Annotated in this window: 22 protein-coding genes; 2 read left to right on the top strand and 20 right to left on the bottom strand. The window is 61.8% G+C overall.

Annotation, left to right across the window (positions count from 1 at the left end):
- Positions 1–8 precede the first annotated feature (8 nt).
- From AB1J88_RS02520 to AB1J88_RS02425, 20 genes are all read right to left on the bottom strand, one after another.
- On the bottom strand, positions 9–1,667 hold the full coding sequence (locus AB1J88_RS02520) for a phage tail protein (RefSeq protein ID WP_430290111.1): 1,659 nt from the start codon (positions 1,665–1,667) through the stop codon (positions 9–11).
- A gap of 9 nt (positions 1,668–1,676) precedes the next feature.
- On the bottom strand, positions 1,677–2,201 hold the full coding sequence (locus AB1J88_RS02515; protein WP_085654341.1) for a phage tail protein: 525 nt from the start codon (positions 2,199–2,201) through the stop codon (positions 1,677–1,679).
- The gene (locus tag AB1J88_RS02510) at positions 2,198–3,370 is read right to left on the bottom strand and encodes a baseplate J/gp47 family protein (RefSeq protein ID WP_430290110.1); all 1,173 of its coding nucleotides are present in this window, start codon (positions 3,368–3,370) and stop codon (positions 2,198–2,200) included. The genes AB1J88_RS02515 and AB1J88_RS02510 overlap by 4 nt, the downstream gene beginning before the upstream one ends.
- On the bottom strand, positions 3,367–3,684 hold the full coding sequence (locus AB1J88_RS02505; RefSeq protein ID WP_430290109.1) for a DUF2590 family protein: 318 nt from the start codon (positions 3,682–3,684) through the stop codon (positions 3,367–3,369). Before AB1J88_RS02505 ends, AB1J88_RS02510 begins: the two co-directional genes overlap by 4 nt.
- Positions 3,681–5,666, bottom strand: coding sequence for a phage tail tape measure protein (locus AB1J88_RS02500; RefSeq protein WP_430290108.1), 1,986 nt, complete (start codon positions 5,664–5,666; stop codon positions 3,681–3,683). The genes AB1J88_RS02505 and AB1J88_RS02500 overlap by 4 nt, the downstream gene beginning before the upstream one ends.
- Positions 5,667–5,671: 5 nt before the next feature.
- Positions 5,672–5,812 (bottom strand): DUF6890 family protein, encoded by a 141-nt coding sequence (locus AB1J88_RS02495; RefSeq protein WP_047293149.1) that lies wholly within the window; start codon positions 5,810–5,812, stop codon positions 5,672–5,674.
- Between the two features lie 23 nt (positions 5,813–5,835).
- Positions 5,836–6,126 (bottom strand): putative phage tail assembly chaperone, encoded by a 291-nt coding sequence (locus tag AB1J88_RS02490; protein WP_430290107.1) that lies wholly within the window; start codon positions 6,124–6,126, stop codon positions 5,836–5,838.
- Positions 6,127–6,134: 8 nt separating this feature from the next.
- On the bottom strand, positions 6,135–6,638 hold the full coding sequence (locus AB1J88_RS02485; RefSeq protein WP_430290106.1) for a lysis system i-spanin subunit Rz: 504 nt from the start codon (positions 6,636–6,638) through the stop codon (positions 6,135–6,137).
- Positions 6,638–7,171 carry a lysozyme gene (locus AB1J88_RS02480; RefSeq protein ID WP_430290105.1) on the bottom strand — a complete coding sequence of 178 codons (534 nt, stop codon included), beginning with the start codon at positions 7,169–7,171 and terminating at the stop codon, positions 6,638–6,640. The genes AB1J88_RS02485 and AB1J88_RS02480 overlap by 1 nt, the downstream gene beginning before the upstream one ends.
- Positions 7,168–7,464, bottom strand: coding sequence for a hypothetical protein (locus AB1J88_RS02475; RefSeq protein ID WP_025111125.1), 297 nt, complete (start codon positions 7,462–7,464; stop codon positions 7,168–7,170). The genes AB1J88_RS02480 and AB1J88_RS02475 overlap by 4 nt, the downstream gene beginning before the upstream one ends.
- Positions 7,461–7,673 carry a TraR/DksA C4-type zinc finger protein gene (locus tag AB1J88_RS02470; RefSeq protein ID WP_102685930.1) on the bottom strand — a complete coding sequence of 71 codons (213 nt, stop codon included), beginning with the start codon at positions 7,671–7,673 and terminating at the stop codon, positions 7,461–7,463. The genes AB1J88_RS02475 and AB1J88_RS02470 overlap by 4 nt, the downstream gene beginning before the upstream one ends.
- Positions 7,673–8,125, bottom strand: coding sequence for a phage protein (locus AB1J88_RS02465; protein WP_025111123.1), 453 nt, complete (start codon positions 8,123–8,125; stop codon positions 7,673–7,675). Before AB1J88_RS02465 ends, AB1J88_RS02470 begins: the two co-directional genes overlap by 1 nt.
- Positions 8,126–8,131: 6 nt before the next feature.
- Positions 8,132–9,247, bottom strand: a complete 1,116-nt coding sequence (locus AB1J88_RS02460; RefSeq protein ID WP_430290104.1) for a DUF2586 domain-containing protein — start codon at positions 9,245–9,247, stop codon at positions 8,132–8,134.
- An 11-nt stretch (positions 9,248–9,258) separates the two neighbouring features.
- Positions 9,259–9,942, bottom strand: coding sequence for a virion morphogenesis protein (locus AB1J88_RS02455; RefSeq protein ID WP_430290103.1), 684 nt, complete (start codon positions 9,940–9,942; stop codon positions 9,259–9,261).
- Positions 9,929–10,381: a phage tail protein gene (locus AB1J88_RS02450; protein WP_430290102.1), complete on the bottom strand. Its 453-nt coding sequence runs from the start codon at positions 10,379–10,381 to the stop codon at positions 9,929–9,931. Before AB1J88_RS02450 ends, AB1J88_RS02455 begins: the two co-directional genes overlap by 14 nt.
- Positions 10,378–10,851 carry a hypothetical protein gene (locus AB1J88_RS02445; RefSeq protein ID WP_430290101.1) on the bottom strand — a complete coding sequence of 158 codons (474 nt, stop codon included), beginning with the start codon at positions 10,849–10,851 and terminating at the stop codon, positions 10,378–10,380. The genes AB1J88_RS02450 and AB1J88_RS02445 overlap by 4 nt, the downstream gene beginning before the upstream one ends.
- Complete coding sequence (locus AB1J88_RS02440) at positions 10,848–11,309, bottom strand: head completion/stabilization protein (RefSeq protein WP_430290100.1); 462 nt, start codon at positions 11,307–11,309, stop codon at positions 10,848–10,850. Before AB1J88_RS02440 ends, AB1J88_RS02445 begins: the two co-directional genes overlap by 4 nt.
- A 98-nt stretch (positions 11,310–11,407) precedes the next feature.
- Positions 11,408–12,130 carry a phage terminase small subunit gene (gpM, locus tag AB1J88_RS02435; RefSeq protein WP_430290099.1) on the bottom strand — a complete coding sequence of 241 codons (723 nt, stop codon included), beginning with the start codon at positions 12,128–12,130 and terminating at the stop codon, positions 11,408–11,410.
- Positions 12,127–13,146 carry a phage major capsid protein, P2 family gene (locus tag AB1J88_RS02430; protein WP_430290098.1) on the bottom strand — a complete coding sequence of 340 codons (1,020 nt, stop codon included), beginning with the start codon at positions 13,144–13,146 and terminating at the stop codon, positions 12,127–12,129. Before AB1J88_RS02430 ends, gpM begins: the two co-directional genes overlap by 4 nt.
- A gap of 2 nt (positions 13,147–13,148) precedes the next feature.
- Complete coding sequence (locus AB1J88_RS02425) at positions 13,149–14,072, bottom strand: GPO family capsid scaffolding protein (protein WP_430290097.1); 924 nt, start codon at positions 14,070–14,072, stop codon at positions 13,149–13,151.
- A 162-nt stretch (positions 14,073–14,234) separates the two neighbouring features.
- Here AB1J88_RS02425 and AB1J88_RS02420 point away from each other — a divergent pair, with 162 nt between their 5' ends.
- Positions 14,235–16,277, top strand: a complete 2,043-nt coding sequence (locus AB1J88_RS02420) for a terminase large subunit domain-containing protein (protein ID WP_430290096.1) — start codon at positions 14,235–14,237, stop codon at positions 16,275–16,277.
- Positions 16,174–17,058: a phage portal protein gene (locus tag AB1J88_RS02415; protein ID WP_430292652.1), complete on the top strand. Its 885-nt coding sequence runs from the start codon at positions 16,174–16,176 to the stop codon at positions 17,056–17,058. The genes AB1J88_RS02420 and AB1J88_RS02415 overlap by 104 nt, the downstream gene beginning before the upstream one ends.
- Positions 17,059–17,068 lie beyond the last annotated feature (10 nt).

Here is a 17,068-nt window from a genome sequence, read left to right as displayed (position 1 = left end):
GTTTGATCTCAATACTTGATGCAGTAGAAAAGGGCCAAGTTCTTGGGCCGAGTCTCAGTGCCGCCCGCAGCGGCCACGGTCACGCCGTGGGTGTGCGCGCCGCCGGCGCCGATTCCGACGTTGTGCGCGTGGTTACCGGCGGCATTCATCAGAACGTTGTGCGTGTGCACGCCTGCCCAGGACGTTTCGTGCGCGCCACCGGACTGCTGAACCGAATTGATGCCACCGGCGCCCTGGCCGATACCCGGCGCACTCGGTGCGGAGTGGTTGTGCGCGCCCTGGGCGTCAGTCCAGGCACCGTGTGCGTGGTTACCCTGGGCATCCGTCCAAGCAGTGTGCGCGTGGTCGCCGACCGCTGCGGCCGAGGCGGTGTGCGCGTGGGAATGGATCATCATGTCCTGAAAGCTGCCGAACGCTCGGTTAGCATCCACACCGCGCCCGTCGTCCCAGCCTCTTGGGAACAGACCGCGCATATCGGGCAAGTTGAAGGTGGTCGTCCCGTCGCCGGCGCCGTAGTGTGTGGCGATCCGAGCAAACAAACCGGCGAAGGCCGTGCGAGAAATCGCGGCACCGTTACACGCCAACCATCCCGCCGGCGGGCTATTCATGGCGAACGTGGCCACCATGCCGGTCATTGAGTCGCCGACCTGCTTTTGCAGCTTGTTCAACGCAGCCGTGGTCGCAAGAATTTCGCTGCTGTTGGTGGTCGGGTCATCACTCTTGGCGTTGGGCAGGTTGCCCAGTTGAACGTCTTCCTTGGTTGTACCCCGTGCGCGTAGCAGGGCGTAGTCGCCGTCCCGCGCCGCCAGATACTGAATCAACGGCCCGTTGATCGGCTCAGGCTGGCGCATGTCCGAAAAGCCCACCGAAGACAGGTAGTGCGCGACGGGCACGCAGTAGTGGCGGGCGCCGGCGGTGTCGGTGTAGTCCGCCGGTTCGCCGAACACTACTTTCCACGTCGCCACACGATCGTTCAATTGGCGTTCCAGGCATACGTCCAGGGTGATTTTCCCCACTGGGATAACGCCGGTCACCGGCAGCGGGGCCGAGAGCGCGACGCGAATGCCTTCGATGTAGGCCACGCCCTGGCGCAACTGGAATCCGTTGGCCGTTTTTTCGAACAGCAGCGAATCGCCGAAGAAACAGGCGCGCCCGTACAGCTCACGGTTGCTCAGGCGCTCGCGCTCATCGATGCCGGCCAGGCGCACAGTGAAATCATGCTGCCAGGTGCTGGCATCGATCGTTATGCCAGTCAGCGCCTGGGCGCCGTCGAACGCCACCAGGAAGTTGCGGGTGACGTTGTTGCCGATCTGCAGCGGCGGGATGTTCTTGCGCTTTTGCTGGAGCGGCACGTAGGACACGGCGAACAACAGGCCGTCAGCGTCTTCAAGGCCGACCCAGTTGAAGTCCCAATCGCCGACGTCCGATCCCAGCTGCGCGCTGTAGACGATCTGGTTGGGGTTCACAAAACCGGCGTTTTCCTTGGGGATCTCGTAGGTGTGGACGATCTGTCCCGCTGGTGGCTTGCCGGCGGCACGATCTACCGGCGCTTCGGTGGCCAGCCCGGGCACGTTCGCGAAAATGAATTTCGTGATGACCAGGGGCTTTTTCTGGCTTTGTTTCAGGGCTATTTGGCCTTCGCCGGCCAACGTAATACTGGCGCTCACTTTGCGCTCCTACAGGCTGGCGACCAGCGTTTGCTGGTCGTCGTTGAAGTCGATCAGGCCCATTTGCAGGCCCACGGGGGTGATGGTCACGAAGTCATAGCGCCGGCACGTCCGACCGTATTGCTGGATCAGCACGCGCAGCAGCTCGGGGTTCAGCGACAGCTGTGCATTGCTGAACTTGAGCAGCACCACGTCCCAATCCCGATCGGGCTGGCGCTCCTCGATCTCCACGTAGCCAACGCCCAAGCGCTCGAAAATGCGTTTCATGCCGGCGGTGCTGCCGGCGTCGACCGAGTTGATGAAGGCGTACTTCACGCGCAGCCGAAACAGGCTTTCCGGCTCGCCGGTGAAGCGCGTCACGTCCCGCTGCCAAGCCCACAGTTCAAGGATGCTCAGGTGGCAGGTGTCCGGATCGATCTGCGAATAGGGCCAGCGCAGCCAGCCGGTGACGGTTTCCCACCAGGACTGTGCAGCCGCGACCAGCTTGGTCAGCTCGGCGCCGCCGAGCCAGAAAGGCAATTTGATCTTGATCACTGGATCACCACCGTCAGGTTTTCCAGACGGGGTATGGATAGACCGTTCACCACATCCACCATCGGCGTGATTTTCACCGCTTCAATGCTGGGGAACTGTTCGTGCAGTTCAGTGCAAAGGCGGCTTTTGCTGAATCGCGCTTGCGGATAGGTCAGCGTGGGCTGGTAGTCTCGGGGTGTGCTTTCGCGAAAGGCCGCACGTACAAAAAACTCCACCTCCTGTTTCAGTGTGGCTTTCTGCTCTGGTGTCTGATTCGAGAACGGCCAGACGTTCACCACTATGCTGGAGAGGGTTTCCGGCATGACCATAGCCAGCAGGTCATCGCCGTGCCCGTGGTTGCCCTGGTCGCGGATATGCGCGTTGATCTTCTCCAGGTAACTGGCCGCCGGCACACCCGCATCGAACAGGATGTAGGCGTTGGCGCTGCCTGGCCCACGCGGGGCGCCGTGTTCGAAATACACGCCATCCGGACGCACGCCCGGGAAGGCGGAAATCATGGCGCGATACACCGCGTCGGTGTGCCACTGGTTGACCGCCGAGAACTGGTTACGCACGCGCAGGCGCAGCTGCTCGTTGGGTTCCGGATCTGCGCCTGGCGATTCCAGCCACCCGTCTTTGTTGGCCACTTGCACGATGCCGGGGATCGGCGTCGGTAGGATCGCGTAGTAACCCGGCGCCAGGTTGAAGCCGCTACCGGCCTCGATCGCCTCGACGGGGACGTCCACCTGCAGCTGGCCCTGCTGAAACGTCGCCGGCGCCGTCGTGACCAGTTTGTAAACGTTGCCGTTGATCGCGGCAGACTGCACCACGATGCCCTTTTCCAGCTCCAGCACACCGTCCGGAATAGCCCGGGTAAACAGCAATTTGCCCTTCGCCTTGGTCGCGCCCTTGCGCTCGACGTTGACCGCCCAGGCGAGCGTGTCCAGCCAGGCGTCGACCGCCGTTTTCACGAAGAAATTGGGTAGCACGGTCAAGCACAGGAAGTCCAACAACCACAACACCGGCTTGGTGACTAGCGCGGTCATCACCCGCCAGAACGGCGAATAGCTACTGGTGTTGGCGACTTTCGCGCCCTGGGCTTCCACCTCTTTTTCCCACGCGGACTTCAAGCCTGCTTCGGTGGTTGGGATGCCGGTATCGGCAATCACCTTTTTGAAATCGACGCTCACAGACTTACCTCAATCGATCCGAATTTGATGGTTTTGGCGGTCACCAGGTACACGCCTGGCGCCTGCTCGGTGATGCGTGCCGTGCCTGGCACCAGGCGCACGTCGTCTTCCACCAGCAGTTCCATCTGCTGGACGCAATCGCGCTGACGCAGGCGATCGCGCTCGGCCACCAGCGTCACCAACAGCCCGCTGTCGCGGATCATGTGGGCGATGTCCTGGGCGATGCAGGCACGGTCATCGATCAAACGGGGCTGGTTCGAAGGATCCAGCGCCAGGTCGTTGCCGACGATCAGCAGATCCACGTACTCACTCATCCGCCAACCGCCATGGCGACCATGTTTTCCATCTCCAGGGGCGTCATCTGCTTACCGGTGTTGATGGTCACGTTTTCCACATGCGTGCCCTTGTTCTGGCTGCTGTTGGTGTTCTGGATGCTGGTCAGCAGGCCACCCGGCGGCACTGCAGACGGACGCGCCGGCGACAGGCTTGGAATGGCCGCATTGATGGTCTGTTGGGCTTTCTGCGCGGCGTTGGCGGTGTCGGCGGCGTTGGTCGCGGCATCGACGCCGGGCACCTCGGGCATACCGCCGAAGCGCGCTTCGATGTTCACGCCCGGGATGCTATTCAGTAGCTCGATCACGCCATTTACGGCCTTGGTGAAAATGCCGACGATGCTGTCCCACGCGGCCTTGGCCATGCCCGACCAGCCGCCCATCGAATCGAACCAGTCGGACAGCTTCTGGAACGTTTCGGCGACGATCCGGAACGCGGCGGTGTTCATCAGGGCCGTCGTCCATTCGTCCCAGTAGTAGACGGCTGCAGCGATCATCGCGACCAGGGCAACGATGCCGACCACGATCCACACCACCGGGTTGGCAAGCAGCGCCGCGTTGACCAGCCAGATCGCCCCCTGCCATAGCAGCATGGCGCCACGAATGACCGCCAGAACGGCGCTCAGCGTGTGAATCACCACGACGTAAGCTAGGATCGCCAGTTTCTGCAGGATGAACATCGCGACGGTGCGCAGGCCCATCGCCTGGAACAGCTTCCAGACGGTGAGCATGCCCAGCCAGGTCATGCGCGCGATGCCCACGACCATGGTCAAGGCCGACATGGCCGCAACGATGCCCATGATCGACAGCGCGGTGATGCCGATAACCCGCGTGATGTTGGGGAACAGCTGCGACCAGCGCACCAGCGTTTTGCCAATGTCGACCATCTTGGCCATGAACGGCGACAGCACCGGGATCAGCACCTGACCGAACACCACGCGCATGACTTCGACCAGGGACGCCCACTGTTGCCACGGGTCAACCATCGCCCGCGCCATCTGCTCGGCGTTCTCCAACCCGCGCACCTTGCCCAACTGCTCGATGCCGTTGCGCAGGCGATCGGTGTCCTTGGCCAGCGCGCCGATCACCTGGGCGCCTTCGCCGCCGAAAGCCTCCATCAGCTTGGCACCCGCCGACGCACTGGTCAGGTCACCGAACTTGCCCTGGAGCTTGTCCAGGATGGTCATCATCGGCAGCATTTTTCCCTGCTGGTCGGTGAACTTCATGCCCAGCTTTTCCGAGGCGGCGCCGATGTTTTCGAAAAACGCCTTGTAGCGTCCGCCGGCGTCGCCCCCTTCCATGGTGCTGCTCAGCGTGCCGATCACCGCCATCTGTTCAGCCAGGTCGACGCCGGACGTCGTGGCGATCGCCCCGGCTTCCTTGAAGGCGTCTTTCATGGCCGCGCCGCTGGTGCGGAAAAGTTGCACCGCCAGCGCCGTCTGACCGCCGAGTTTTTCCACCCACGCGCCCTTCCCCATCGCATCGGCCTGGGACTTCTGCAGGTTGTAGAGCGTGCCAACGTATTCGCCCATGGTTTCGGCGTCGGATTTGGTGGCTTTGGCCAACAGGTTGCTGGTGTTGGTAAACGTGGCCAACTGGTTGCCGGCAAGCCCCTTGATAGCACCCTCGATCAGGTACGCGGACGCCACAAAGTCCTTGGCGTTCTCCCCGTAGTTCACGGCGAACTCCAGCGACTTGGCGTTGAGCGCCGACAGCGCGTCCTCGGCCACGCCCAGCGAACGCACGTCGCCCAGGGCGCGGTTGACCTCCAGTGCCGGTTCCATGGATTCACGAATGGCGACCACGCCCGCCGTCAGCCCGCCCAAGCCCAGGCCGATCGTCTTGATGTGCTTTTCGCTCTGATCAGCAAGCTCTGAAAAGCCCATTTTCACCTTGCCCAGGGGCGCGGTGACCTTGTCGGTCAGGCTCAGGATGAAAGCCAGGCTGGCGCTACGGTCTGCCAATGTCGTTACCCGTTCAGCGCAAGGGCGATGCCGCTAGCCACGGCAAACTCCATGCGTCTCCAGTGTTCGTCCTCCAGCCACTTGGCCGTCCCCATCGCCTCGGGCGTGGGTTCGGCACCTGGTAGCCAGCGGTTCGTCAGGGCCATCAGCTGGCCCAGGCCGTTTTCGCTCAGGCGCTCAGCGTGTTCGAGCGCTTTTTTACGACCACCTCAACGTTGGGTGCGTATTCCTCCAGCAGCGCGCCGGCCAGCTGCATCACCATCACCGGGTTGGCCAGCAGCGGTTTCAGCGTGGCCTTTTCCTCTTGCTTGACGGTGTTCATCAGCAGGTTGTGGCCCGGGGCGACCTTGTTGGTTTGGGTCAGGGCGTTGAAGTATTTGGTCACGTCAGCCGGGGTCAGGCTGAAGGTGAATTCGTTTTCGCCGACTTCCAGGGTGATTTCTGCGTTTTGTTCGTTCATTGGATGACTCACTTGTTGAGGTTGGGTGAAGGGTTGGCCAGGGGCGCCGGCGATCGCCGGCAAACGCCCATGGCGTATTGCTGCAGTCCGACGATCATTTGCCGGCTTTGGGCGAGTTGATCTCGGAGGGTGAAATAATCCTGTCGAGCGTCTGCTGCGAGTTCGGCGCGTCCTGCATCAGCCACGCGGGCGGCGCCGGCGGTAGCGGACACAGATCCGGTGGCGGGACAGGTGGCGCGGATCCGCAGCCGCCGAGTCCCATCATCAACAGCGTGGCGCAGGCGCTTGTTTTCAGTGTGTGCATCAGTCAACTCCTTGATGTTTCGTTGGTCGATCGCGTCCCGCTCGGCGAGCATTTCGCCGCTGATGCGTGCCGCTTCGCGCAGGCCGCTGGCCTCCCATTTCGCGCTATCGCGCTCGCGCCTGGCTTCGTCGCGCTGGCCTTCGAGCGCGTCGAAACCGATCCAGACGACCAGGCACAGCACGACCAGGAACAAGGCTTCGCGCAGCATCACAAGCCCTCCGCACACAGCCGGGATTCGGCCAGCCGGCGGTTGTGCAGGCCCGGCACAAAGCGCTTCTGGCCATTGGCGTCAGTCACAAAGGCCCATACCGGCGTCTTGCCGTCCGGCGCCCATGCCAGGGCTTTGCAGCCTTCGGCGATGCGGCCGGCGTTGATATGCGCGACTGCTCGACTGGCGCAGGTACTGGTCACGCCGAAGTTGTGGCCGTGACTGGTCAGTGCGTCGAACGTGTTCTGGCCCACGTTCGGGTTGGTGATGCACTCGGCCAGCTGCAGCTGCGTTTTGCGGATCACCAGCTGCTCCACCTCGGCGCACTTGGCGGGCGACCAGTAATCGCCGACGACGACCGGGTACGGGCTGGTAAACCGGGTGATGCCTTTGCAAACCGTGGGCAGTCCGCCGGCGAGTTTGTCCGCGTAAACGGTGTTCTGGCCGTTGCCTTCCCAGGTGCCCAGGAAGATCACCAACGGGGTGCTGGCCAGCGCGATCGCACCGGCCATGATCCTGCCGCGCAGGCTCATGGGAACCACACGCGCAGCAGTGCCGGCACCACCATCTGCAGCACGGCGCCGACCAGCGTCAGGATGGTCAGCAAGCGCCCGACCTTGGAGCCGATCACGTTGACCGCCAGGGTCAACGCCTGCTGTCCCTTGTTCAGTTCCTTGAGCTGGCCAGTCATGTTTTCGAATTGCTGCTCAAGCTTGGTCACGCGAGTCGGCACGGTGTCGTGACGACCTTCAAACTCGTTCATGCGGTGCTCGATCACGGCGAGCTGGCGCTCCAGCGTTCCCAGACGCGAAGTTTCAGTGGTCATCGGCGTTTACTCTTCTCGACGTCCGTCTGGCACGGGACGCACCGGGTTATGCCACCGTGCGCCTGACGCGCCGGCGGGATCGGTTTGTCGCAGTCCTGGCAATGGGTCAGGCTCGGCCCGACCGGCACGGGCTTGCTCAACTGGGCCTTGATCGCCTGGTCACGTTGGCGTTGCTCCAGCTCCTGGGCACGGTCGAACCAGTCCACCATCAGCGCAGCCCCTCAATCTCAGTCGCAGCCAGGTACGGCACGCCGTTGATGTGGATGAAATCCGGGCTGGTCACGTCGAACGGAACCTTGTGTTTGGACTTCTCGCCGCCCTTCGGGTCAATCGCCAGCAGGCTGGACAGCTTCACCTTGCAGCCGAACGCTTCCACCCGCAGTTCCTCGTCTTCGCCGGCCTTGGCGAAGAACACCGCATCGAACGGTTTGAGGCCTCGGAAGCTGCCCGCCGAGCGCGCCGCGTCGATCAACAGATTGAAGTTGGTGGTATCCAGCTCAAATTCGCCGGCAGCGGCCACGTCACCGTCCACAGTGCCGTCTGGCACGCCCCGGGTTTGGGCCACTGCCGAGTTGTCGGTGATATCCAAAGTGCAGCTTTCGACGTGCAGCGCGATGTCGCCCAGGCTCACGTCAAAGTTTTTGCCGCCAATCTTCGCCATGGGGCGTTACTCCGTTTGGTCAGTGGAAAGATCCAGGGCGATGTTCGCCGTGAGGTCTTTCGGGCAGTTGTGGGGTTTGAGCTTGATGTAGGCCGCGACCTTGGTTTTCGTCAGCCAGGTCAGCACCAGGTCGCCGTCCTTCGGCGGCTCGATGTCGCCGGGGAACACCTGGCCCGCGAACGTGGTGGACTTGGCCATGGCGCGCAGCGGCGCCATCAACTGGTTGGTGTTGACGGCCATGCTGTTGGGGGTGTTGTTCAATCGGCGATCGGCGACGCGGCGAATCAGCAGCGGGCGGATCTGCCGAGCGGCCTTGTCGGTGATGCGCAGATACTCCACGACCTGAAAGTCGCTGCCGGCGGTGTCCAGCATGTTGCCGTCACCCCAGTACACGCCCGGGTAGTCGGGATAGGTCTGCGAAACCGAGTAGCGCGCCCGATCCAGCTCGCTGCGCACCGCCGAGGTCAGCGGGACTTTTTCACCATCGATCGGAACAGGGCCAAGGCCCAGCACCGCACCGGTGGCCACGCGCATCGGGCTGTCAGCGATGCTCACGGAAGCATTGGCCAGGCGACCGGCCAGCACGCCCAAGTCATTGCCGTGCAGCTGCGGTACGACCAGCACACGCGGCGCGGCCAGGTTGGCCAGCAACGCTTTGCGTTCGCTGACGTACTGCGCCCAGGTCTGTTCGGCGGTGACGCCAGGCGCGGACGCCATGACGAACACGCGGCGTCCGTAGGTGTTGTTCAGCGCGATCGCTGCGTCATGCATTGCCGACAGCTCGACGGCAGCGGTCACCGGTTTGGTAATCACCACGGCTTCCACGGAGTAACCCTGCTGCTGGGCTTTCTCCAACGCCTCGTCCCATTTGCCCTCGGCACCGATCGGAGCCGCAACGCATGCCCAGCGCTGGCCACCGTTGAGACGGGCAGCGGTGATTTGGGTTTTCAGGTCGCTGGCCGGAACGCCCAGTTCAGCGTCCAGATCGCTGTCCGTGTTCAGCGGCAGGATTTGGCCGACGTTCTTGCCGGCGGGGCCGATGAAAAGAAAGTAACGCTCAATCTCGCTCACAGGCCCCTGGCCCAGGTTGAGATTGTCGACGGTGACTTGACCGAGTGCCATGCAGTGCCTCGTTAGCGGGGTGAAGTTAGGATTTGTTGCAACACCTGGCTAATCAGCAGGTCGGTGTCGCGTTCGGTTTCGGCGCCGATGAACTGGCGTTTCGGCAAAGTGATTTCCCAGCTCTGCGCGCCCGACGACTCGCTGCGCTGGTCGTCCAGGATGCGAATCAGCAAACCGGCCTTGGCGTAATTCACATGCTCTTGAATCCACGCCACCGACGGCCTGGTCAGGCTCTTTTTGCCGGCTTGGCGCACGCGAAAACCCAACCGGCGCAGACGTTTGGCCTGTTTCTCGGTGGCCGCGGGGCCAGGCGGAGTTTTGTTCCAGCGGCGCATCTGCGCGGCGGTGCGGCGCTCGCTGACGCCGTAGTGCTGCTGGGCAGCGATCCATCGGGTCAGAGCGTTTTTCCAGCCCAGTTCTGCTTCGTCAGCGGTCACGCGGGTGACCACCATCAGCTTGGCCAGGCCGGCTTCCATCTTCTTTTTGCCCTTGCTCTCGCCCTGGCGCGGGGCGAACGCCGAACCGTCCACGTTCTGCTGGGCGCGCTGACGCTTGCGGCTCATCGTCCGCACGCGCTTGGTCACCTGGTTCAGCAAACGCCGGCGCAATTGCGGCGGCAAAGCCAGCAAGGCCAGTTGCTCACGCACGCCCAGGCGTCCCCGGACATCGAGTTCGAACGTGCTACGCCCCGCCACTGGTGGCCACCTCGCCGCGCTCAGCAACCCACAGGTCAAACGGGATGAACGCCCAGGTCTTGCCAAAGGCTTGGATCTCGCCGTCCGGTTCTTCGGAGAGATACTGCGGCTCGACGAATTCCAGCGTGACTTCCACGTCGAACAGATCGCTGTCCAGGGGCTCCACGGCGAATTCCGGCGCCGGCAGTTCGTGGCGGTCGCGATCGGCGTCGTGAGTCTCCAGCCAACTGCCCACCAGGGCCATCATGCGAGCGGGATGGGCCGCGAATCGCTCTAGGACGATCACGGCGCGATAGTGCATATCGGCAAAGTGCATGCCGTCGACGTCAGGTTTCCAGATCAGCGACAGCTTGACCTGCTCCGTCCAGCTGTCGAGCTGTTCAGGCTCGACCAGGCGGCGTTCCAGTAGGTAGGCGGTCAACGCCTGCAGCTTGGTCAAGCCAGGTACTCCCCAAGCATGCTCATTCGGAAACAGGCCGGAGACATCGTTGGCCGATGTTGGCGTACAGAATCCACCACATCGAAGAGCCACAGGTGGCGCTCATGGCGGTTGCCGTAGGCCTGGATCAGACGCAAAAGCAGATCACTTTCCGGGGTGTCGACGTCGAGAGCCCGAAGGCGGGCTGCAGTGGATGCGTAATAGGCCCCCTCGCGAACAACCGTAGTCTTCAACCAATCAAACTCGTCGTAGAACCAGACCGCGTCGGTGAGTGACACGTCATCAGGCACAGGACAGCCGTCAACAAGAATCACAGCTCCCGGTAATAGACTCGTCACATAGGGCACAGCTGATTGGACGCAGACGAAAATGACGGTTTTACCCTGGGCTAAAACGCCCTGGGCCAAGACGCACAGACGGGTAGTTTTCCCGGTCAGGCGTGGTGAGATTTCCAGGTACGCGATCTTCATAGCAATTTGGCCGTGATGCGGCCACGGCCCTGCAGGGCGCGCACTGCCTGTTGGCTGAATGCCAGAAACGTGTCTTCACGCTCCGGCGCTTCCTTGCCGGTGTTCTCGGCGCTCTCGCGGCGGGTCACGGTGGGGAACTGCTGCAGGGCGCTGGCCTTTGCGCGGCAATACACGGCGCGCTTGTACAGCTTGGCTTTGAATGCACGCTCGGGCAGCAGCATCGGATTGGCTGTTTCTACGGCGACGATGCCCGCTGCCAGCCAGCTGGTTTTGAGCTTGTCCAGGTCGTCGTTGACCTCGGCCATTGCGATAAACAAAGCGTCGGTCAGCAGGTCGCCCAGGAACTCCGCCGGCAGGCGATAGCCCTTCTGAAACTCGGCCACGGAGAGGTTCGGCCAGAAGCCGTCGTTCTCGATCGCCAGTTCCACGATGGTGGTGGGTTTCCCGGAAAAGCTCATTGCTGACCGCTCGAATTAGGGCGGGGAGACTGTTTTTCGTGGGGCTGTCCATAAATGGCAGACACACGTCCACAGTTCCCCGCTGGGGGGGTAGTCGGTTATTGGGCGCCGTTGGTGGCGGGTGCTTGTTTGGCGATTGCCTTGCGGCATTTCGCAATTCGCGTTTCGTTGCCGGCTTTGGCGTATAGCTCGGTGGAGCGTTCCAGGTGCTCAAGCGCGGTTTCCCACTGCTCGGCCTCCATGGCGCGCATGCCGATCAATTTGTGGTACTTGCTCGGGATTTGCTCGATCAGATCCCATTCACCGTCGACGAGCGGCAGCAGGTTCGACAGGTAAGGCTCCGGGCTGCGCTGGGCGTTGTATTCGCCGTAGGCCCAGTCGATCACCGCGTCTGCAACGAAGGTCTGCACGTCGCGCCGTTTGAAGCGCTCCGGCATCTGCTGGCCCTGCTCGATTGCAAAGCCCGCCAGCACCAGACCGTCTTCGAACTGCTCGGTATCGAACAGCCAGACCATCACCTGCACCAGGACGGGGTTCGGCATCACCAGGCCCGAATCCATATAGCGCTGAATGAAGTCCTGGTACTTGGGCAACAGTTCCTCACGCTTGAGCGCCTGGCGCCCGGCCAGCCCCTTGATCGCGCTCAGGCGCTCCAGGTCTTGAGCCATTGCCGCTTCCTGCAGCTGCAGATGCTTTTTGGCATTGGCTGGGCTGCTCAGGGCTTCCGCCGGCGAATACGCCAGCGGTGCCGCTGCAGCAGCGATTACTGCAGCAGTTCCCTGAGCCAAAATGCGGCGCTTGTGGGCAAGGGCCAGGCTCACTTCACCAGCTCCACGTTTTCGGTCAGCGCGATCTTTTCCAGCTGCTCGATCACGTAGCCCTCGTTGCGGCTGTTGTAATCCTCGACGCGGGAACGTTTCGGGTTGTCCACGGTTTGCTTGCGCCAGCTGGAGTCCTGGAAGTAAATCGACAGGTTGTCCCAGCTGGTGACCAGCACGCCGTTGACCGGGAAGAACGGCACGCTAAAGCTCGGCAGACCGCCGTAGGTGGCGATGATTTGGGCGTCCTCGATGCGCTCTTTTTCGGTCGGCGTGTCACCCTGCTTGGCGTAAAGCTTGCCCTTGTCAGCGGCCAACAGATCGGAACCGATAATTGCCACCAGGTCGCCGCCGTCGCGCAGACGCTCGTCCACCATCTGCTTGGTGTCATGTACCAGGGCATCCAGGTTGGCGTAATCACCGCTCGGGCCGATGGTGACCTTGCCAGGTGTATTGCCTTCCTTGAGCACCTGCTGCGGCGCCTGCTCACGCAACTGCTGCAGCCAGCCTTTGTTCACGTCCTGCAGCATCGGATAGGCTTCAATGTCCGTCTGCTCTGCTGCTTTCACACCGTGGAAACCGACCATGATGCGATCCAGGGCGATCTGTTTCTGCACAGCGGCGGAGTACTTCTGGTGGAAGTCAGGGAACTTGGCCCAGGCATCAATCTTCGCGTAGGGCATGCCCACGTCCGATTCCGTCGACGACAGCTCGTAGGTGCTGTTATCCAGCGCCGAAGCATCCTTCGCCTCGCGGTCAGTTGTCTTGGTGTTGGTACGGCCAGTTACCGGGCCGGACACGCCAAGGAATATCTTTTCACCCTTGATCTCGGTAACCGGCAGGACGTTGATGCGCTGCAAGAAGTCCGACTTCGCGGTGATGGCCTCGTTAAGCTCCTGGGCAATCGACGGTTCAACGGAAAACATCTTGCTGGCCAGCTCGACACCGTAGGTCTCGGCGATCGCCAGCTGCATTTCGGCGTACATCTTGGCGCCGTAGGCGCTCAGGGAACGGGCCATGGTCAGAGCACCCGCGCTTTGGACTTGTCAGTCGGGCCGGAATTGCGCGGCAACTGACGTCCGGTGGAGGTGTTCTTCAGCTCGGTGAACTGCTTCTGCAGACTGGTCAGCGCTGCCAGCACAGCCTTGTTGCCGCCGCCATTGCGTTTGAATTCGCGGTCCTCTTCGGCAGTGGTGACAATCTCGTCCACAGCCGCACTGACGTCATCGATCGGGGCTTGATCGGGTTCCGGTGCGTCTTCGGCTGCAGGCTCGATCACGGCCTGAATGCCGGCAGCGACGACCAGCAACTGGGCCAGCAGGGCTTTCAAGGCCGTTGCGGTAGCTTCATCCATTGGGGGTTTGCTCTCGGTTGGGGTTTGCGGGGTGGTTTCGGTGGGCGTGTCTTCAATGCCGAAACGCTTGAACAGGCGGGTGAACATGGCGGCGAGGCGTCCGATCTCGCCCTGCGGCTCGGTTTCGCTCAAAGAGCCAAGTTCGTGGGAGGCGGCGTAATACGAATCGCGGCTGGTACGGCTGGAAAAGTAAAGTTCCTGAGTGCCGACGCTGGCGGGTTCGTCAGTGACCGCGATGCCGGTCATGTAGGCTTTGCCACGGCCCCGGAAATTCGGCCTGATCTCGATGCTGGTGAAGAGTTTTTCGCCGGCGTCGTTGAGGCGCAGCAACTTGTCGTTGGGCTTCAACTGGGCCTCAAGGGCAACTTGGCCAGGCTCCAGGTCTTCCGCGTCCTCAACGAGGCGCACAGCGAACACGGTGCCGAATGAACCGAACCAACGTTCGTGTTCACACCAGATAACGGCGGTGTACAGGGTCGGCGTGTAGGTCTCGGCGATGTCGCGCAGTTCCTGGGGAAGGATCTCGCGGCCATCGACGGTCGGACCGCTGGTGGCAACACGTTTCCAGTAGGAGACAAGGGAACGGGGCATGAGTGGTGACTGCGCTCAATCGTTGAATGAGCCGCCACGATAGGGAGCCGAAATCCCCCAAACAAACGCTTTGCTTCGGCACGATTCGTAGAAGAAAACTCTACGAATAACACCGCATTTCAGCCCGCGTTTCCGGCGTTTTCGCCGCATAGACTGCGGCCCATGAACTACCCGACCGAAGTCAAAGAAGCCGCAAAACGCCTCTACCTGCGCCGCTGTTCGGTGAAGGAAATCCAGGCGCATTTGAAGCTGCCTAACATCCGCATCGTCTACTACTGGATTCGCCAAGGCGGCTGGGACGAGATGCTGACGGACGAAGAACCGTTGAGCGCCGTCAACCGACGAATCACCCTGATTCTGGAGAAGATCGAACCGCTGACGAAAGCCGAACTGGACGAGCTGGAGCGGCTGACAAGCCTGCTTGAGCGACTGAAAAAGCTTGCGGCCAAACCTGCGCAGGCGGCGGCAACAGATCGTCCGGACGAGCCTCGCGAGCGTCAGTCTGGTCAACGCCGTGAGCGTGGCGAGGGCGGCGGCAAGAAGCGCGAAAAGAAGGCAAAGAACGACATCAGCGGCCTGACCGAAGTGGACTTCCTGGATAAGTTCATCTCGAAAATGTACGACTACCAGAAAGAACTGTTCGAGGCGAAACAGAACCCGCTGACCCGCCGTGTCCGGAACATCCTGAAAAGCCGTCAGGTCGGCCTGACCTACTACTTTGCCGGCGAAGCGTTCATGGACGCCGTGTTGAGCGGTGACAACCAGGTGTTTCTGTCGGCCAGCCGATCGCAGTCCGAGATTTTCCGCAGCTACATCATTCAATTCGCCCAGCAGTGGTTCGGCATCGAGCTTACGGGCAACCCGATCACCTTGAGCAACGGCGCCGAGCTACGTTTCCTCAGCACCAACAGCAGTACTGCCCAGGGCTATCACGGCCATGTCTACGTGGACGAATATTTCTGGATCCGCGACTTCGAAAAACTTAGCACCGTCGCCAGCGCCATGGGCACCCACAAGAAATGGCGCAAAACCTATTTCTCGACGCCCAGTGCCGTGTCGCACCAGGCGTACCCGTTCTGGTCGGGTGAAGAGTTCCGCAACAGCAAACGCGGCAAAAAGGCCGGCGGCGTGTGGCCGAGCGAAGCGGCTTACACGCAGGGCGCGCTGTGCCCGGACGGCCAGTGGCGCAAGACGATCACCCTGGACGATGCGATCGCCGGCGGCTGCGATTTGTTCGACCTCGAGCAGCTGCAGCTGGAGTACGACGAAGACAAATTCCAGCAGTTGTTCTACTGCAAGTTCATCGACAGCACCCAAAGCGCGTTCAGTCTCAAGGATCTGGAGCGCTGCTACTCGGATCTGTCGTTGTGGGAGGACTACAACCCGGATCTGGATCGGCCGTTTGGCAACAGCCCGGTCTGGCTGGGCTACGACCCAAGCCGCACACGCGACGACGCCACCTGCGTGGTCATCGCACCGCCACTCGAACCCGGGGCGAAGTTCCGGATTCTGGAAAAGCACAGCTGGCGAGGTCATTCGTTCACGCACCAGGCCGCACAGGTCAAGAAGCTGACCGAGCGCTTCAACGTGCAGCACATCGGAATCGATGTCACCGGCGTGGGTTACGGCGTGTTCGACCTGGTGCGCGACTTCTATGCCAAGGCGACGCCGATTCACTACAGCCTGGAAGCGAAAAATGCCTTGGTGTTGAAAGCCCAGGACACGATCCAAGGTAGCCGCATCGAGTGGGACGCCGGCTGGACGGACATTGCCCAAGCATTCCTGACCATCAAGCGCGGCGCCACCAACAGCGGCCAGATCACCTACAGCGCATCCCGAACCGAAGCCACCGGTCACGCCGACATTGCCTGGGCGGTGATGCACGCACTGTCCAACGAACCTTTGAACACCAACAAGCGGCGCCGTAGCCGCTACGTCACGAGTAACCAGAGCAGCCATGGCCAACCGCAAACGCAGAAAGCACCACGTAGCCCAACCACAGCAACAGCCAATGCGCTCGTTTACGTTCGGGGAGCCGGAGCAGGTGCTGTCCGGCAACATCGGCGAGTACGTGGGCGTGTTTCCCAGCGACGACGGCAAGATCTACAAGCCGCCAGTATCGCGGGCTGGCCTGGCGAAGCTGCTGCGCGCCAACGCGCACCACGGCGCCATTCCGAAGTTCAAGCGCAACCTGTTGCTGCGTGAGTTCATCGCCTCGGCCGGCTGCAGCACGGAGACGATGGGCCGTGCCGGGCTGGACTACATGGTGTTCGGCGAAGCGTACTTCTACAACGATACCAACGCGTTCGGCCAGGTGCTGGAGCTGCAGCACCTGCCGGCGATCAACATGCGCGTGAAGGTCGACGGAGGCTTCGTGATGCTGCTGCCCGACAACAAGGAAATGGAGTTCGAGGCGCACGAAATCTCCCACGTCCTGGACTACGACGTGGAACAGAACATTTACGGGATCCCGGACTACCTGGGCGGCCTGCAGGCGTTACTGCTGAATGAGGCCGCAACCCTCTTCCGCCGGCGCTACTACAGCAACGGCGCGCACGCCGGTTACATCTTCTACACCAACGACCCCGACTTGACTGAAGAGGACGAAGACGAGCTGCGCGCCCAGATCAGCGCGAGCAAGGGTGTGGGAAACTTCCGCTCGATGTTCGTCAACATCCCTAACGGCAAAGAGAACGCAATCCAGATCATCCCGGTGGGTGACTTCCAGGCAAAAGACGAGCTGGAGAAAGTGAAAAACATCACACGAAACGACGTCATCGCGGCCTGGCGTATGAACCCCGCTCTGGCCGGCATCATCCCGGAAAACACCGGGGGTTTCGGCGACATCGAGAAGATCGATCGCGTGTACACCAGCAACGAGATTCGACCGATCTGTCAGTTATTCAATCAGTTGAACGACCGGCTACGCGAAGACAGGCGGTTTGGCTGGAAACCTGCCACAGAAGCAGTGGATGTCACTGCATGAAACAGTAAGC

The organism is Pseudomonas sp. S8 (genome assembly GCF_050473925.1).
GTDB classification, from domain to species: Bacteria; Pseudomonadota; Gammaproteobacteria; order Pseudomonadales; family Pseudomonadaceae; genus Aquipseudomonas; species Aquipseudomonas parakoreensis.
The sequence above is the reverse complement of the archived record's forward strand: the minus strand, read 5'-3'. Positions and strand labels throughout refer to the sequence as shown.